Raw genomic sequence first — 13,518 nt, 5'->3', positions numbered from 1 at the left:
CGTGGATACCCGCGGAAGGGACTCGCGCATGGCTTCGCGCCTGAGTGGGGGATGACCCCGCCGTACCCGTTCGCCGCCGTCGTCGGCCTGTCCGATCTGCGCCTGGCGCTGCTGCTCACCGCCGTCTCGCCGGCCATCGGCGGCGTGCTCGTCCGCGGCGAGAAGGGCACCGCCAAGTCCACCGTCGTGCGGGCGCTCGCGGCGCTGCTGCCGGAGGTCGACGTCGTCGCCGGCTGCCGCTTCGCGTGCGATCCGGCGACGCCCGACGCCTCCTGCCCGGACGGTCCGCACGACGCGGCCCCGGAGGGGCCCCACGGCTCGGTCGGCCCCGTCCTGCGCCGCCGGGCGCGCCTGGTCGAGCTGCCGGTCGGGGCCACCGAGGACCGGGTGATCGGAGCGCTGGACCTGCAGCGCGCGCTCAGCGACGGCGTCAAGGCCTACGAGCCGGGGCTGCTGGCCGCCGCCCACCGCGGCGTGCTCTACGTCGACGAGGTCAACCTGCTGCCCGACCACCTGGTCGACCTGCTGCTCGACGCCGCCGCCATGGGGCGCGCCCACGTCGAGCGCGACGGCGTGTCGGTGCAGCACGCCGCCCGCTTCCTGCTGGTCGGCACCATGAACCCCGAAGAGGGCGAGCCCCGCCCGCAGCTGGTCGACCGGTTCGGCCTCGTCGTCTCGGTCGCGGCCCCCGACGACCCGGCCCAGCGCGCCGAGGTGGTGCGCCGGCGCCTGGCGTACGAGGCGGATCCACACGCCTTCGCCGCGCGGTGGGCGGCCGACGACGCCGCGATCGCCCGGCGCATCGCCGACGCGCGCGACCGGCTTCCGGGCGTACGGCTGCCCGACGGCGAACTGGACCGCATCGCCCGGATCTGCCTGGCGTACGGCGTCGACGGGCTGCGCGCCGACATCGTGGTCGCCCGGGCGGCGATCGCCCTGGCCGCCTGGCACGGCCGCACCGAGGTGACCGCCGACGACGTGGCCGACGCCGCCCGGCTGGCGCTGCCGCACCGCCGCCGCCGCGACCCGCTCGACCCGCCCGGCACCGACGAGCAGCGCCTCGAGGAGGTGCTCGAGTCCAACCGCCCGGACCCCGACGACGATCCGCCGCCGGGAGGCGGTGGCGGGCCGGGCGGCGGTCCCGACGACGACCGCGGCCCGTCCGACGGCGCCGCCGATCAGCCCGGTGACGCTCCGGAGGACGGCGACGGGTCCGGGGCCGCCGGCCAGCGGTCGCGCCCGGCCCCGGTCGGGGCCGCGTACCGCCCGAAGACGCTGCGGGTCGCCGGCCGCGGGGGCGGGCCGGCCGGCCGCCGCTCGGCGGCGTACGCGCGGACCGGCCGGGTGATCGGCGCGCGCCCGCCGGCCGGCCGGCTGACCAGCGTGCACCTGCCGGCGACGCTGCGGGCCGCCGCCGCGCGGGGATCCCGCCGGGTGCGGGCCGGTGACCTGCGCGAGGCGGTGCACGTGGGCCGGGAGGCCAACCTCGTGCTCTTCGTCGTGGACGCGTCCGGCTCGATGGCCGCACGAGCGCGGATGCGCACGGTCAAGACCGCGGTGCTGTCGCTGCTGCGTGACGCGTACCAGCGGCGCGACAAGATCGGCATGATCACGTTCCGGGGCGCCGGGGCGCAGGCCGTGCTGGAGCCGACCACCAGCCACTCCGTCGGCGTCGCGAGGCTGGCCGACCTGCGTACGGGCGGGCGCACCCCGCTCGCCGAGGGGCTGGCCGCGGCCGTGCGTACCCTCGCCGCGGAGCGTCGCCGCGACCCGCACCGTCGGCCCCTGCTCGTGGTCGTCACCGACGGGCGGGCCACCGCCGGCCCCGATCCGCTGACCGTCGCGCCGGCTCTCGCCGGCACCGCCGCCGTCGTGGTCGACTGCGAGTCCGGCCCCGTACGGCTGGGCCTGGCCCGGCGGCTGGCAGCGGCGCTGGACGCCGACCACATCCCCCTCGACGCGCTCGACGCCACGACGATCACTGCAGCCACGATCCGGAGGGCCGCCTGATGCCGCAGGGAAAGCCCGAGCAGGTGCCGGCCGACGGCCTCACCACCCGCCAGCGGCGCCGCCAACCGGTCCTCGCCGTGCACACCGGTACCGGCAAGGGCAAGTCGACGGCGGCGTTCGGCATGGCGCTGCGCGCCTGGAACGCCGGCTGGCCGATCGCGGTCTTCCAGTTCGTCAAGTCCGAGAAGTGGCGGGTCGGCGAGGAGGCGGCGTTCAAGGCCCTGGGCGACGCGCACCGGCAGACCGGCCTCGGCGCGCCGGTGACCTGGCACAAGATGGGCGAGGGCTGGTCGTGGATCCAGCGCGCCGGCACCGAACGCGACCACGCCGCCGAGGCGGCCGAGGGCTGGGCGCAGATCCGGCGCGACCTTGCCGCCGAGCGGTACCGCTTCTACGTGCTCGACGAGTTCACGTACCCGATGAAGTGGGGCTGGGTCGACGTCGACGACGTGGTGGCGACGCTGCGGGAGCGGCCCGGAAACCAGCACGTCGTGATCACCGGCCGGGACGCGCACCCGGCGCTGGTGGGGGCCGCCGACCTGGTCACCGAGATGGGCAAGGTCAAGCACCCGATGGATGTCGGGCGCAAGGGCCAGCAGGGCATCGAGTGGTAGACATCCCCCGGGTCGTCATCGCCGCGCCCGCCTCCGGGCACGGCAAGACGACCGTCGCCACCGGGCTGCTGGCTGCGTTCGCCGCACGGGGCCGCACCGTCGCCGGATTCAAGGTCGGCCCGGACTACATCGACCCCGGCTACCACGCGCTCGCCGCCGGCCGGCCGGGGCGCAACCTGGACCCGGTGCTGGTCGGCGCGGACCTGATCGGGCCGCTGTTCGCGCACGGGGCGGCCGGCGCCGACCTGGCGATCGTCGAGGGCGTGATGGGCCTGTACGACGGCCGTACCGGCGCCGGTGACCACGGCTCGACCGCGGAGGTGGCCGGGCTGCTGGACGCCCCGGTCATCCTCGTCGTCGACGCAGCCGCCCAGGGCCGCTCGGTTGCCGCGCTCGTGCACGGGTTCCGCAGCTTCGGCTCCGGCGTCCGCATCGCGGGCGTGATTCTCAACCGGGTCGGCTCGCCCCGCCACGAGGACCTGCTGCGCGCCGCGTGCGAGGAGATCGGCGCCCCGGTGCTCGGCGCGCTGCACCGCCACGACGCGGTCGCCGCGCCCTCGCGTCACCTGGGCCTGGTCCCCGCCGTGGAGCGGCGGGCGGAGGCGCTGGCCGCCGTGCGGGCCCTGGCCGACGTGGTCACCGGGTCGATCGACCTCGACGCGGTGCTCGCGGTGGCGCGGTCGGCGCCCGCCCTGTCCACGACGCCGTGGTCGCCGGAGGCGCCGGCGCCGGTCGCGGGGCGGCCGGTGGTCGCGGTCGCCGGCGGCGCGGCCTTCAGCTTCGGGTACGCCGAGACCGTCGAACTGCTGCGCGGCGCCGGGGCCGAGGTGGTGCTGTTCGACCCGCTGCACGACCTGGCGCTGCCGGCGGGCACCCGCGGGCTCGTGGTCGGCGGCGGGTTCCCCGAGGTGTACGCGTCGGAGCTGTCGGCCAACGCGCCGCTGCGCGCGTGCGTGGCCTCGTTGGCGGCGTCGGGCGCGCCGGTCGCGGCCGAGTGCGCCGGGCTGCTGTGGCTGTGCCGTACCCTCGACGGCGCCCCGATGTGCGGCGTGCTCGACGCCGACGCGGCCATGACGCCGAAGCTCACGTTGGGCTACCGCGACGCGGTGGCGGTGTCGCCGAGCTGGCTCGCGCCCGAGGGCACCCGCGTGACCGGGCACGAGTTCCACCGCACGGCGGTGACCCCCGGCGAACGGACCCCGGCGTGGGCGTGGCGCGCCGCGCCGCCCGACGGCTTCATCACCGCCAACGTCCACGCGTCCTACCTGCATCTGCACTGGGCCGCACACCCGGAGTTCGCGACCCGGCTGGTGGCCGCATGCGCCTGATCGGAGTCGGGGTGGGGCCCGGCGACCCGGAACTGGTCACGCTCAAGGCGGTGCGGGTACTCGCCACCGCGGGCCGCGTCTTCGTGCCCGTACTCGACGCGGCCGAGGTCGGCCGGGCCGAGGCCACCGTACGGGCGCACGCCGCGCACGCGCGCATCGAGCGGCTCGTCTTCGCGCTGAACGAGCGTTCCGACACCGCGCGACGGGAGCGGTACTGGGACGCCGCCGGTTCACGGGTGGCGCAGTGGCTGCGCGAGACCGGCGGCACCGCGGCGTTCGCAACCATCGGCGACCCCAACGTGTACTCGACGTTCGGCTACCTCGCGCAGACGGTGCGGGACCTGCTGCCGCACGTCGCCGTCGAGACGGTCCCCGGGATCACCGCGATGCAGGCCATGGCGGCGGCGTCGGGCACGCCGCTGGTGGAGGGTACGGAGCCGCTCATGCTGTTGCCGTTGGCGCGCGGCGTCTCGCCGTTACGGGAAGCGGTGGCCGGGGACGGGACCGTCGTCGTCTACAAGGGTGGCCGGCACCTGCCCGAGATCGGCGCGATCGCGGCGGAGGCCGGCCGGGACGGTCTCTACGGCGAGCATCTCGGCCTGCCCGACGAGCGGGTCGGCCGGTTGTCTGATATGGACGCCAGCGGACCGTACCTGGCGACGGTGCTGTTGCCGGCGCGCCGCGAGCGCCGAGGAGGCAAGCTGTGAGTGCAGGTAGGGCGACGTTCGTCGGGGCCGGGCCGGGCGCGGCCGACCTCATCACCGTACGCGGCGTGCGGGCTCTCGAAAGCGCCGACATCGTGGTGTGGGCGGCGAGCCTGGTCCACCCCGACGTGCTGGGCTACGCCCGGGAGGGAGCCGAGATCGTCGATTCCGCGGAGTTGACGCTCGAGGCCACGGTGGACATCTACCGCCGGGCGGCCGCCTCCGGTCTGCACGTCGTCCGGCTGCACTCGGGCGACCCGGCGCTGTGGGGCGCGATGCAGGAACAGCTCGACCGGTGCGCCGCCCTCGGCCTCGCCGTCGAGGTCGTCCCCGGAGTGTCGTCGTTCTCCGCCGCCGCGGCGGCGGTGCGGCGCGAACTGACCGTTCCCGAAGTGGCGCAGTCGGTCATCCTGACCCGGCTGGAAGGCGGCAAGACGCCGATGCCGACGGGGGAGAGCGTCGCGGAGTTCGCCCGGCACGGTACGACCATGGCGGTCTTCCTGTCGGCCGCGCGGGCCAAGCAGCTCGCCGAGGAGCTTCAGGCCGGTGGTTATCCGGCGGAGACCCCGGTGGTCGTGGGTTACCGGGTCACCTGGCCCGACGAGCTGATGCTGCGCTGCACGGTCGGCACCCTCGCCGAGACGGTACGCGAGCACAAGCTGTGGAAGCACACGCTCTTCCTGGTCGGCCCCGCGCTGGACGCCCACGGCACCCGCAGCCACCTGTACCACCCGGGACACTTCCACGGCCACCGTCGGGCCGACCGTTCGGCGCGGAAAGCGTTGCGGGCCAACGGTGGATGACCTTCCCTCGCTGCGCGAGCCGGACCTGCCGCGCACCGCGAAGGTGCGCCCGAAGGCGTTGCGTACCGGCTGGACCACCGGCACCTGCGCCTCGGCGGCGGCGAAGGCGGCCTCCGTGCTGTTGACGACCGGCGAGCCGCCGGCGTGGGTCGAGGTCGCGCTGCCCAGCGGGCGGCGGGTGACGTTCGCGGTTTCCGAGACCGCCCTCGACGGGGCTGCCGCCACCGCGGTCGTGGTCAAGGACGCCGGCGATGATCCCGACGTGACGCACGGCGCGCACCTGACGGCGACGGTGTCGTGGTGCGCCGGCGACGGCGTCCACCTGGACGGCGGCGAAGGCGTCGGGGTGGTCACGAAGCCCGGTCTCGGGTTGCCGGTCGGCGGGCCGGCCATCAACCCGGTACCCCGCGCGATGATCACGCAGGCGGTGCGGGAGGTCGTCGGCGAGCGCGGCGTCCGGGTCGTCATCAGCGTCCCCGGCGGGGAGAAGATGGCGCGCAAGACGACCAACCGCCGGCTCGGCGTGCTCGGCGGGATCTCCATCCTCGGTACGACCGGGATCGTGCGCCCGTTCTCCACGGCGTCCTGGCGCGCCAGCGTCGAGCAGGCGGTACAGGTCGCGGCCGCGCAGGGCGAGGACACCATTGTGCTGTGCACCGGCGGGCGTACCGAGAAGGGCGCGATGGCGCTGTTGCCGCGGCTCGCCGAGGTGTGCTTCATCGAGGTCGGCGACTTCACCGGAGCGGCGCTGCGCAAGGCCGTCGAGCGGGGCATCACGCGCGTCGTGTTCATCGGCATGGTCGGCAAGCTCACCAAGCTCGCCGCCGGGGTGCTGATGACCCACTACACCCGTTCCGCGGTCGACACCGGACTGCTGGGCCGGCTGACGGCCTCGGCCGGCGGGTCGGCGGAGCTCGTGGCCGACGTGGCCGCGGCCAACACCGCCCGGCACGCGTACGAGCTGTGGGACCGCGCCGGCCTGCTGCGTACCGCCGGGGATCTGCTGTGCCAGCGGGTACGCGACGTGCTGGTCGCGTTCTGCGGCCTGCCCGCCGACGTGGCGATGGTCGACTTCACCGGCCGTACGGTCGTCGCCGCCACCGAACCGGGATGGGTGTCGTGATCACGGTCATCGGGTGCGACGGCGGACCGCTGCCACCGGGCGCGGAGCCGCTGGTCGCCGAGGCGACGCTGGTCGTCGGCGCCGCCCGGCACCTTTCACAGGTCGACACCGGCGCGGAGCGCATCGTGCTGGGTGCCGTGCGCGACGCGGTCACACGACTGTCCACCCACGACGGTCGAGCCGTCGTCCTCGCGAGCGGCGACCCCGGCTTCTTCGGGATCGTCGCCACCCTGCGCCGCGCCGGCCTGCGGCCCGCCGTCATCCCCGCCCCGTCGTCGGTGGCCCACGCGTTCGCCCGGCTCGGCCTGCCCTGGGACGACGCGCTCGTGGTATCCGCCCACGGGCGGGACCTGCGCCGCGCGGTCAACGTCTGCCGGGCCCATCGCAAGGTCGCGGTCCTGACCGCGCCCGGCGCCGGCCCGCGCGAGCTTTCGGCGGCGCTGGACGGCCTGCCGCGCCGGCTCGTGGTGGCGTCCCGGCTCGGCACCCCGGACGAGCGGATCACTGGACCCGAGGGCGACTGGGCCGACCCGAACGTCGTCCTCGTGCTCGGCTCCGCGCCCGAGCCGTCGCCGCGCTGGTTGGCCGGTGCCCGGCCCACCCCGGCCGGCTGGGCGCTGCCGGAGAACGCGTTCGCCCACCGCGACTCCATGATCACCAAAGCCGAGGTACGCGCGCTGGTGCTCGCCCGGCTCGGCCCGCGCCTCGGTGACCTCGTCTGGGACATCGGCGCCGGCAGCGGCTCGGTGGCGGTCGAGTGCGCCCGGCTCGGCGCCGCCGTCGTCGCGGTGGAGCGCGACGCGGACGCCTGCGAGCGGGTACGGCGTAACGCCGACGCGTTCAACGTGGACGTCGGGGTGGTCCACGGTGCCGCCCCGGCCGCGCTCGCGGGGCTGCCCGACCCGGACGCGGTCTTCGTCGGAGGGGGAGGGGTGTCCGTCCTCGCCGCCTGTCTGGAGCGCCGGCCCGTCCGCGTGGTCGCGGCGTACGCGGCGGTGGAGCGGGTGGGGCCGGTGCTGGAGGTGCTGACCGTGGCCGGATACCGCGCCGAGGGCACGCAGTTGCAGGCCAACCGGCTCGCGCCGTTGCCGGGCGGTGTACATCGCCTCGAGGCGACCAATCCGGTGTACGTGGTGTGGGGGGAGCGGTCATGATCGCACTGGTGACCGCGACGGCGGCCGGCCGGGCCCTGGCGGAGCGCCTCGCGGCCGCGTGGCCGGACGAGACGCTCGCGTACGACGGCCCGGTCGCCGACCAGATCCGCGGCGCCTGGCCGGAGTCGAGGGCGCTGGTCTGCTTCCTCGCCACCGGCGCCACGATCCGGCTCATCGCGCCGCTGCTGCGCGACAAGCACACCGACCCCGGCGTGGTCTGCGTCGACGAGGCCGGCCGGTTCGCCGTCGCGTTGGCGGGCGGCCACGGCGGCGGCGCGAACGACCTCGCCGCGCGGGTGGCGGACGTGCTCGGCGCACAACCGGTGGTCACCACCGCGACCGACGCGGTCGGGGTGACGCCGCTCGACACGTACGGCGCGGACCTGGGGTTCCGGCTGGCCGATCCCGCGGCCGTCGCGCGGGTGACGGCCGCGCTGCTCGACGGCGCCCCGCTACGGGTGGAGTCCGACCAGGTGTGGCCCCTCCCAGCGATCTTGGACAGTTGTGATACCTATAGCTCGCACGACTGTCCAAGATCGCTGAGGATCTCCGATCGGGCCGACGCCGACGGCGACCTGATCTACCGGCCGCCGTCGCTCGTCGTCGGCGTGGGCGCGAGCCGCAACGCCCCGGCCGACGAGATCGACGAGCTGATCGCGAAGGCGCTCGCCGAGGCGGGGGTCGTCGCCGAGTCGGTCAGGTGCCTCGCCACCGTCGACCTCAAAGCCGACGAGCCGGGCATCGTCGAGGTCGCGAGACGGCGTGGCTGGCCGATCCGCAGCTACCCGGCGGAGACGCTGAGAGACGTCGACGTACCCAACCCGTCGGAGGTGGTACGCGCCGCCGTCGGCACTGCCAGCGTCGCCGAGGCCGCCGCGCTCATGGCGGCCCGCGAAGCGGGAAAGCACGCTGACCTGATCGCGCCGAAGCGCGCGAGCGCCATGGCCACCGTCGCCGTCGCCCGCCTGACCCCGCGCGGGCGGTTGAGCATCGTCGGCCTCGGCCCCGGCGCCGAGGACCTCCGTACGCCCCGCGCGACGCAGACGCTGCGCCGGGCCGGCGTCGTGGTCGGGCTCGACCAGTACGTCGAACAGGTCCGGCCCGTGCTCACGCCGGGGACCCGGATCATCGCGAGCGGACTCGGCGCGGAGGAGGAGCGGGCGCGCACCGCCGTCGAGCTCGCCACGGCCGGGCACGCCGTCGCGCTCATCGGCTCCGGCGACGCCGGCGTGTACGCCATGGCCTCACCGGCGCTGCAACTGGCCGGCGACGACGTGTACGTCGAGGCGGTGCCGGGCGTCACCGCGGCCCTCGCGGCCAGCGCGCTGCTCGGCGCCCCGCTGGGCCACGACCACGCGTACCTGTCGCTGTCGGACCTGCACACCCCGTGGCCGGTCATCGCCGGCCGGCTGCGCGCCTGCGCCGCCGCCGACCTGGTGGTCTGCCTGTACAACCCGCGCAGCCGCAAGCGCCAGGCACAGTTCGACGAGGCGCTCGCCATCCTGCGCGAGCACCGGCCCGACACCACGCCGGTCGGCCTCGTCCGGCAGGCCAGCCGCCCCGAACAGCGGGTCACCGTCACTACGCTCGCCGACCTCGCCGCCGATCCGTCCAGCGTGGACATGTTCACCGTCGTCATCGTCGGGTCCAGCCGTACCGAGACGCGGGCCGGGCGGATGGTCACGCCGCGGGAGTACCGATGGCTACCGTGACCTTCCTCGGCTGCCAGGGCTGTGGCGCCTGTCTGCTCACCTGTCCGACGCACGCGATCCGGCCGGACGGCGGCCGGCTCTACGCCCGCGCGGACCTGTGCACCGGCTGCGGGGAGTGCGTCGAGATCTGCCCGGTGGATGCCGTTCACCTCAGCGACTCCGAGGAGGAGATGTGAGCGTTCGGGACGTGACCGCACCCGCCGGGCTGTGGACCCGCGCCGAGCGGGTCCGGCTGTCCGGCATCGTGGCGACCGTCGTGCTCCTCAACGTCGCGGGCTGGTCGCTGTACCTGTACTACAGCACCAGCCTCGCCGCGGCCGGCGCGTTCGCCGGGGCCGGCACGCTGGCGTACGTGCTCGGCATCCGGCACGCGTTCGACGCCGACCACATCGCCGCCATCGACGACACCACCCGGCTGATGCTGCTGCGCGGGCGGCGACCGGTCGGCGTCGGGTTCTTCTTCGCGATGGGACACTCTGCCGTCGTCGTCGTCCTGGCCCTGGTCATCGCGTTCGCCGCGCGCAGCCTGCACGTTGAGGAGTTCAAGCACGCCGGCGGCCTCATCGCGACCGGCGTCGCGATCGGCTTCCTGGGCCTCGTGGGCGTCCTCAACGCCACCGTCCTGCATGGACTGGTCGCCCTCTGGCGGCGCTTGAGCGCCGGTGCGGTCGACCAGGCCGCGATCGACCGGGAGATGGTCAACCGGGGCCTGATGAACCGGATGCTCGGCGGTCGGGTCCGCGGGCTGATCCGGTCGAGCTGGCACATGTTCCCGGTCGGGCTGCTGTTCGGTCTCGGCCTGGAGACCGCGAGCGAGGTGACCCTGCTGTCGCTGCAGGCGTCCACCGCGGCGCAGGGTGCCGTGCCGGCGCTGGCGGTCCTCACCCTCCCGCTGCTGTTCGCGGCCGGAATGTCCGCCATGGACACCGCCGACTCGCTGCTGATGACCCGGGCGTACTCGTGGGCGTACCGTCACCCGGCCCGGCGGCTCTACTACAACCTGGCGACGACCGGCATGACGGTCGTCGTCGCGCTGTTCGTGGCGTCGGTGTACCTCGCCAGCCTGGTCGACGATCTCACCGGTGTGGGCGGCCCCATCGGGGCGTACGGGCACATCGCGGACCACTTCGAACTGCTCGGCTACGTCATCGTGGGCGTGTTCCTGCTGGCCTGGGGCGGCGCGGTCGCGGCGTGGAAACTCGGCCGCTTCGACGAGAGATACCGGTCGTGAACCGCATCGTGCACCCGATCGAGGCCGAGTCGTACCGCATCCTGCGCTCGGTCGTCGACACGTCGGCCCTGCCTCCGCGTACCCGGGACGTGGCCGAACGGATCATTCACACCACCGCCGACCCCGGCTGGCTCGATGACCTCGTCGCCGACGAGAAGGCCCTCGAGGCGGGCGCGGCCGCGTTGGACACCGGCGCTCCGCTCGTCGTCGACGTGGCGATGGTGGCCGCCGGCATCACCCGGTACCCGTCGCTGTGCCTGGTGAGCAGCCCGCAGGCGCGCGACCTGGCTACTGCGGCGGGTCTCACCCGGTCGGCGGCGGCCGTCCGGCTCGCGGCCCAGCAGGCGCCCGACGGCGCGGTCTGGGCGGTCGGCAACGCGCCGACGGCCCTGTACGAACTGATCCGCCTCGCGGCGGCCGGTCAGGTGCGCCCCGCGCTCGTCGTCGGCCTTCCCGTCGGCTACGTCGGTGCGGCCGACGCCAAGGCCGCGCTGCGCGACAGCGGCCTGCCCCAACTGTCCAACGTCAGCGCGCGGGGCGGCTCTGCCGTGGCCGCCGCGGCGGTCAACGCCCTGCTGTACGGAGACCCTCTGGCATGAACGCACCCCTGTTGATCGCCGGCCACGGCACCGCCGACGAGGCGGGCGCCGAGCAGTTCCGGCAGTTCGTCAAACGGGTCGACGGCGCGCTCGGCGTACCGGTGGCCGGCGGCTTCATCGAACTGTCCAACCCGCCGATCGCTTCAGCGGTCGATGCGCTGCTCGCGACCGGGGCTCGTCGGGTCGCGGCCGTGCCGCTCATGCTCGTCGCGGCCGGGCACGCCAAGGGCGACATCCCGGCGTCGCTGGCCCGCGAGCGGCAGCGTCACCAGGAACTATCCTTTGTGTACGGCCGCCCGCTCGGCCCACACCCGACGATCCTCGCGCTCCTACGTGAACGCCTGGCGGAGATTTCGCCCACCCCGGCGACCATGGTGCTGCTCGTGGGCCGGGGCTCCACCGACCCGGACGCCAACGCCGAGGTGGCCCGGGCCGCTCGGCTGCTGGCCGAGACGACACCGGTCGCCGGGGTCGAGTACGCGTTCATCTCGCTCGCCGCGCCGGGGGTCCCGGCCGGCCTGGAGCGGTGCCGGCTGCTCGGCGCCGAGCGCATCGCGGTCCTGCCGTACTTCCTGTTCACCGGGGTACTGCCGCGGCGGGTGGCGGCGCAGGCGGCGGCGTGGTCGGCGGAAACGGGTGTACCCGTCGACACCGCCGAGGTGATCGGGGACTGCGACGGGCTGGTGTCGCTGGTCGTCGAGCGGTACGAGGAGGCGCTGCGCGGTGAGGCCCGGGCCAACTGCGACGCGTGCCTGTACCGGATCGCCCTGCCGGGTCACGAGCACCGGGTCGGCGCGCCGCAGACGCCGCACGACCACCCGCACGACCACGCCCATCCGCACAGCCACGCCCATCCACACGGCCACTGATTCGTTCGGCCGACCGGCACCCGGCCATGTCGGACGCGGTCGGACTAGGCGCGCGGTGCCGCCCTGCGCCCTTGCCTCTGGCCGTACGCCCCGATGTCCATGGTGACCTCGCGTACCGCGGCGCGGGCCGTCTGTACCTCGTCGGACACGCGCTCGACCGTGCTCGCGTGCTGCCGCACCAGCGCGAGCGGGAACTGGACCGCTCCACCGTCGGCGCCTGTCGCCATGTCGCTCCAACCCCCGTTCGAATCGACGTCCAGACGGTAGGGGAACGTATCGAAGGTTGGCAACACGCGATACCGTTCGTCCCTCGTTCCCGTACGCGGTGTGCGGATCGCGCTGACGACCCTGGACGTGGCGGGTCGGGCCGCCCCGGGGCGGCCCGACCGCACGTGACGTCAGCCGGCGTACGCGGCCACGATCTTCGAGAACTCGTACGGCTGCTGGTCGACGCTGCTGCAGTACCCTTCGGCCCAGTTGTGGGGCACGCTCGGATCGCAGGCCCGGTCCCGGTTGAGCGACCAGAACGACAGCCAGCCGACGTGCCTGTCACGCGCGTACGCGAGCAACGTCCGGAATGTGTCCTGGGTGAACAGTTCGCTCGGTTGGTCGGTGTGGCCGTTCATGAGCTGCAGCCCCAGGTGCGCGTACGCGGTCGCGTCGGTCCACCCGTACAGTGACGCGAGCTGGGCCGCCGCCTGGTCGGTGACGCTCTCGACGCTGCTGGCCATGGACGCCGCCGGTCCGCCGTAGTCGAACGCCATCAGGTTGACGAGGTCCAGCCGGGCGCCGGCCGCGACCGCCTGCCGGATCTCGTCCTTTCCGGTGTCCGGGAAGCCGACCGTCGTCGCCGGTACCGTCAGCGACACCTTCAGGTTCGGGTTGTGCTGCTGGAGGATCCTGATCGCCGCGAACCGGGTCCCCATGTTGGTGTCGAGATCGTCACCTTCGTAGTCGAGATCGATGCGGGTCAGCCGGTAGGCGTTGATGACCTGTTGGTACGCATTGGCCAGACCGCTCGCACCACCGCAGGTGGCGCCGAGTTCGACGCCGTTGTAGCCGCCGAAGGAGACGGCCACGTCACCGCCGGCTGCCCGTACCGCGTTCACCACCGCGGCGACGGTGGTGTCCGAGGAGACCTTGTGCGCCGGGTCGCCGTTCCACGCCGGCGTGCAGCCGCCCGAGTCGAGGACGAACGCGAGGTTGAAGTACCGGGCGCCGGAGGCGGCCATCGCGTCCGTGATGTTCTGTGGCTGGTTGTCCAGCGGCATGAAGTAGATCGGCGCGGTGAACGGGCCGTTGCCGGGCGGCGGCGATGGGCTCGGGGTCGGGGTCGGGGTCGGGGTCGGGGTGGCCGGCCCGGTCGGGGTG

14 protein-coding genes are annotated in these 13,518 nt (G+C 74.5%); 12 read left to right on the top strand and 2 right to left on the bottom strand.

Annotation, left to right across the window (positions count from 1 at the left end; translation table 11 throughout):
• The first annotated feature begins 51 nt into the window (after nt 1-51).
• From HC031_RS26670 to HC031_RS26615, 12 genes are read left to right on the top strand one after another with little or no spacing between them, the layout of a single operon-like run.
• Nucleotides 52-2,010: a VWA domain-containing protein gene (locus HC031_RS26670; RefSeq protein ID WP_167928185.1), complete on the top strand. Its 1,959-nt coding sequence runs from the start codon at nt 52-54 to the stop codon at nt 2,008-2,010.
• Entirely contained in the window at nt 2,010-2,624 is a 615-nt protein-coding gene (gene cobO / locus HC031_RS33530; protein WP_167928184.1) for a cob(I)yrinic acid a,c-diamide adenosyltransferase, read from the top strand. Before HC031_RS26670 ends, cobO begins: the two co-directional genes overlap by 1 nt.
• Nucleotides 2,618-3,952, top strand: coding sequence for a cobyrinic acid a,c-diamide synthase CobB (locus HC031_RS26660; protein ID WP_167928183.1), 1,335 nt, complete (start codon nt 2,618-2,620; stop codon nt 3,950-3,952). Before cobO ends, HC031_RS26660 begins: the two co-directional genes overlap by 7 nt.
• Nucleotides 3,943-4,659: a precorrin-2 C(20)-methyltransferase gene (gene cobI / locus HC031_RS26655; protein ID WP_167928182.1), complete on the top strand. Its 717-nt coding sequence runs from the start codon at nt 3,943-3,945 to the stop codon at nt 4,657-4,659. The genes HC031_RS26660 and cobI overlap by 10 nt, the downstream gene beginning before the upstream one ends.
• Nucleotides 4,656-5,459: a precorrin-4 C(11)-methyltransferase gene (cobM, locus tag HC031_RS26650; RefSeq protein ID WP_167928181.1), complete on the top strand. Its 804-nt coding sequence runs from the start codon at nt 4,656-4,658 to the stop codon at nt 5,457-5,459. The genes cobI and cobM overlap by 4 nt, the downstream gene beginning before the upstream one ends.
• Nucleotides 5,452-6,582 carry a cobalt-precorrin-5B (C(1))-methyltransferase gene (locus HC031_RS26645; protein WP_167928180.1) on the top strand — a complete coding sequence of 377 codons (1,131 nt, stop codon included), beginning with the start codon at nt 5,452-5,454 and terminating at the stop codon, nt 6,580-6,582. The genes cobM and HC031_RS26645 overlap by 8 nt, the downstream gene beginning before the upstream one ends.
• Nucleotides 6,498-7,736 (top strand): precorrin-6y C5,15-methyltransferase (decarboxylating) subunit CbiE, encoded by a 1,239-nt coding sequence (gene cbiE, locus HC031_RS26640; protein ID WP_420813686.1) that lies wholly within the window; start codon nt 6,498-6,500, stop codon nt 7,734-7,736. Before HC031_RS26645 ends, cbiE begins: the two co-directional genes overlap by 85 nt.
• Nucleotides 7,733-9,448 (top strand): precorrin-3B C(17)-methyltransferase, encoded by a 1,716-nt coding sequence (gene cobJ / locus HC031_RS26635; protein WP_167928178.1) that lies wholly within the window; start codon nt 7,733-7,735, stop codon nt 9,446-9,448. Before cbiE ends, cobJ begins: the two co-directional genes overlap by 4 nt.
• Nucleotides 9,436-9,624: an indolepyruvate ferredoxin oxidoreductase subunit alpha gene (locus HC031_RS26630; RefSeq protein WP_167928177.1), complete on the top strand. Its 189-nt coding sequence runs from the start codon at nt 9,436-9,438 to the stop codon at nt 9,622-9,624. Before cobJ ends, HC031_RS26630 begins: the two co-directional genes overlap by 13 nt.
• On the top strand, nt 9,621-10,679 hold the full coding sequence (locus HC031_RS26625) for a HoxN/HupN/NixA family nickel/cobalt transporter (RefSeq protein WP_338090848.1): 1,059 nt from the start codon (nt 9,621-9,623) through the stop codon (nt 10,677-10,679). The genes HC031_RS26630 and HC031_RS26625 overlap by 4 nt, the downstream gene beginning before the upstream one ends.
• The gene (locus tag HC031_RS26620) at nt 10,676-11,278 is read left to right on the top strand and encodes a precorrin-8X methylmutase (protein ID WP_167928176.1); all 603 of its coding nucleotides are present in this window, start codon (nt 10,676-10,678) and stop codon (nt 11,276-11,278) included. Before HC031_RS26625 ends, HC031_RS26620 begins: the two co-directional genes overlap by 4 nt.
• Nucleotides 11,275-12,147, top strand: a complete 873-nt coding sequence (locus tag HC031_RS26615) for a sirohydrochlorin chelatase (RefSeq protein ID WP_167928175.1) — start codon at nt 11,275-11,277, stop codon at nt 12,145-12,147. Before HC031_RS26620 ends, HC031_RS26615 begins: the two co-directional genes overlap by 4 nt.
• Before the next feature lie 44 nt (nt 12,148-12,191).
• On the opposite strand, the gene HC031_RS26610 is transcribed toward HC031_RS26615, so the two are convergent.
• Both HC031_RS26610 and HC031_RS26605 read right to left on the bottom strand, forming a co-directional pair.
• On the bottom strand, nt 12,192-12,374 hold the full coding sequence (locus HC031_RS26610; RefSeq protein ID WP_167928174.1) for a hypothetical protein: 183 nt from the start codon (nt 12,372-12,374) through the stop codon (nt 12,192-12,194).
• A 171-nt stretch (nt 12,375-12,545) separates the two neighbouring features.
• The coding region (locus HC031_RS26605) for a chitinase (RefSeq protein ID WP_205863283.1) at nt 12,546-13,518 on the bottom strand (973 nt) is incomplete at its 5' end.

Origin of the sequence: Planosporangium thailandense (assembly GCF_011947195.1) — a bacterium.
Taxonomy (GTDB): domain Bacteria; phylum Actinomycetota; class Actinomycetes; order Mycobacteriales; family Micromonosporaceae; genus Planosporangium; species Planosporangium thailandense.
The sequence above is the reverse complement of the archived record's forward strand: the minus strand, read 5'-3'. Positions and strand labels throughout refer to the sequence as shown.

Excerpts from the sequence above, each read along its gene's own strand:
- HC031_RS26670 (WP_167928185.1), top strand. The coding sequence starts at position 52 with ATGACCCCGCCGTACCCGTTCGCCGCCGTCGTCGGCCTGTCCGATCTG.
- cobO (WP_167928184.1), top strand. The coding sequence starts at position 2,010 with ATGCCGCAGGGAAAGCCCGAGCAGGTGCCGGCCGACGGCCTCACCACC.
- cobI (WP_167928182.1), top strand. The coding sequence starts at position 3,943 with ATGCGCCTGATCGGAGTCGGGGTGGGGCCCGGCGACCCGGAACTGGTC.
- cobJ (WP_167928178.1), top strand. The coding sequence starts at position 7,733 with ATGATCGCACTGGTGACCGCGACGGCGGCCGGCCGGGCCCTGGCGGAG.
- HC031_RS26630 (WP_167928177.1), top strand. The coding sequence starts at position 9,436 with ATGGCTACCGTGACCTTCCTCGGCTGCCAGGGCTGTGGCGCCTGTCTG.
- HC031_RS26615 (WP_167928175.1), top strand. The coding sequence starts at position 11,275 with ATGAACGCACCCCTGTTGATCGCCGGCCACGGCACCGCCGACGAGGCG.
- HC031_RS26610 (WP_167928174.1), bottom strand. The coding sequence starts at position 12,374 with ATGGCGACAGGCGCCGACGGTGGAGCGGTCCAGTTCCCGCTCGCGCTG.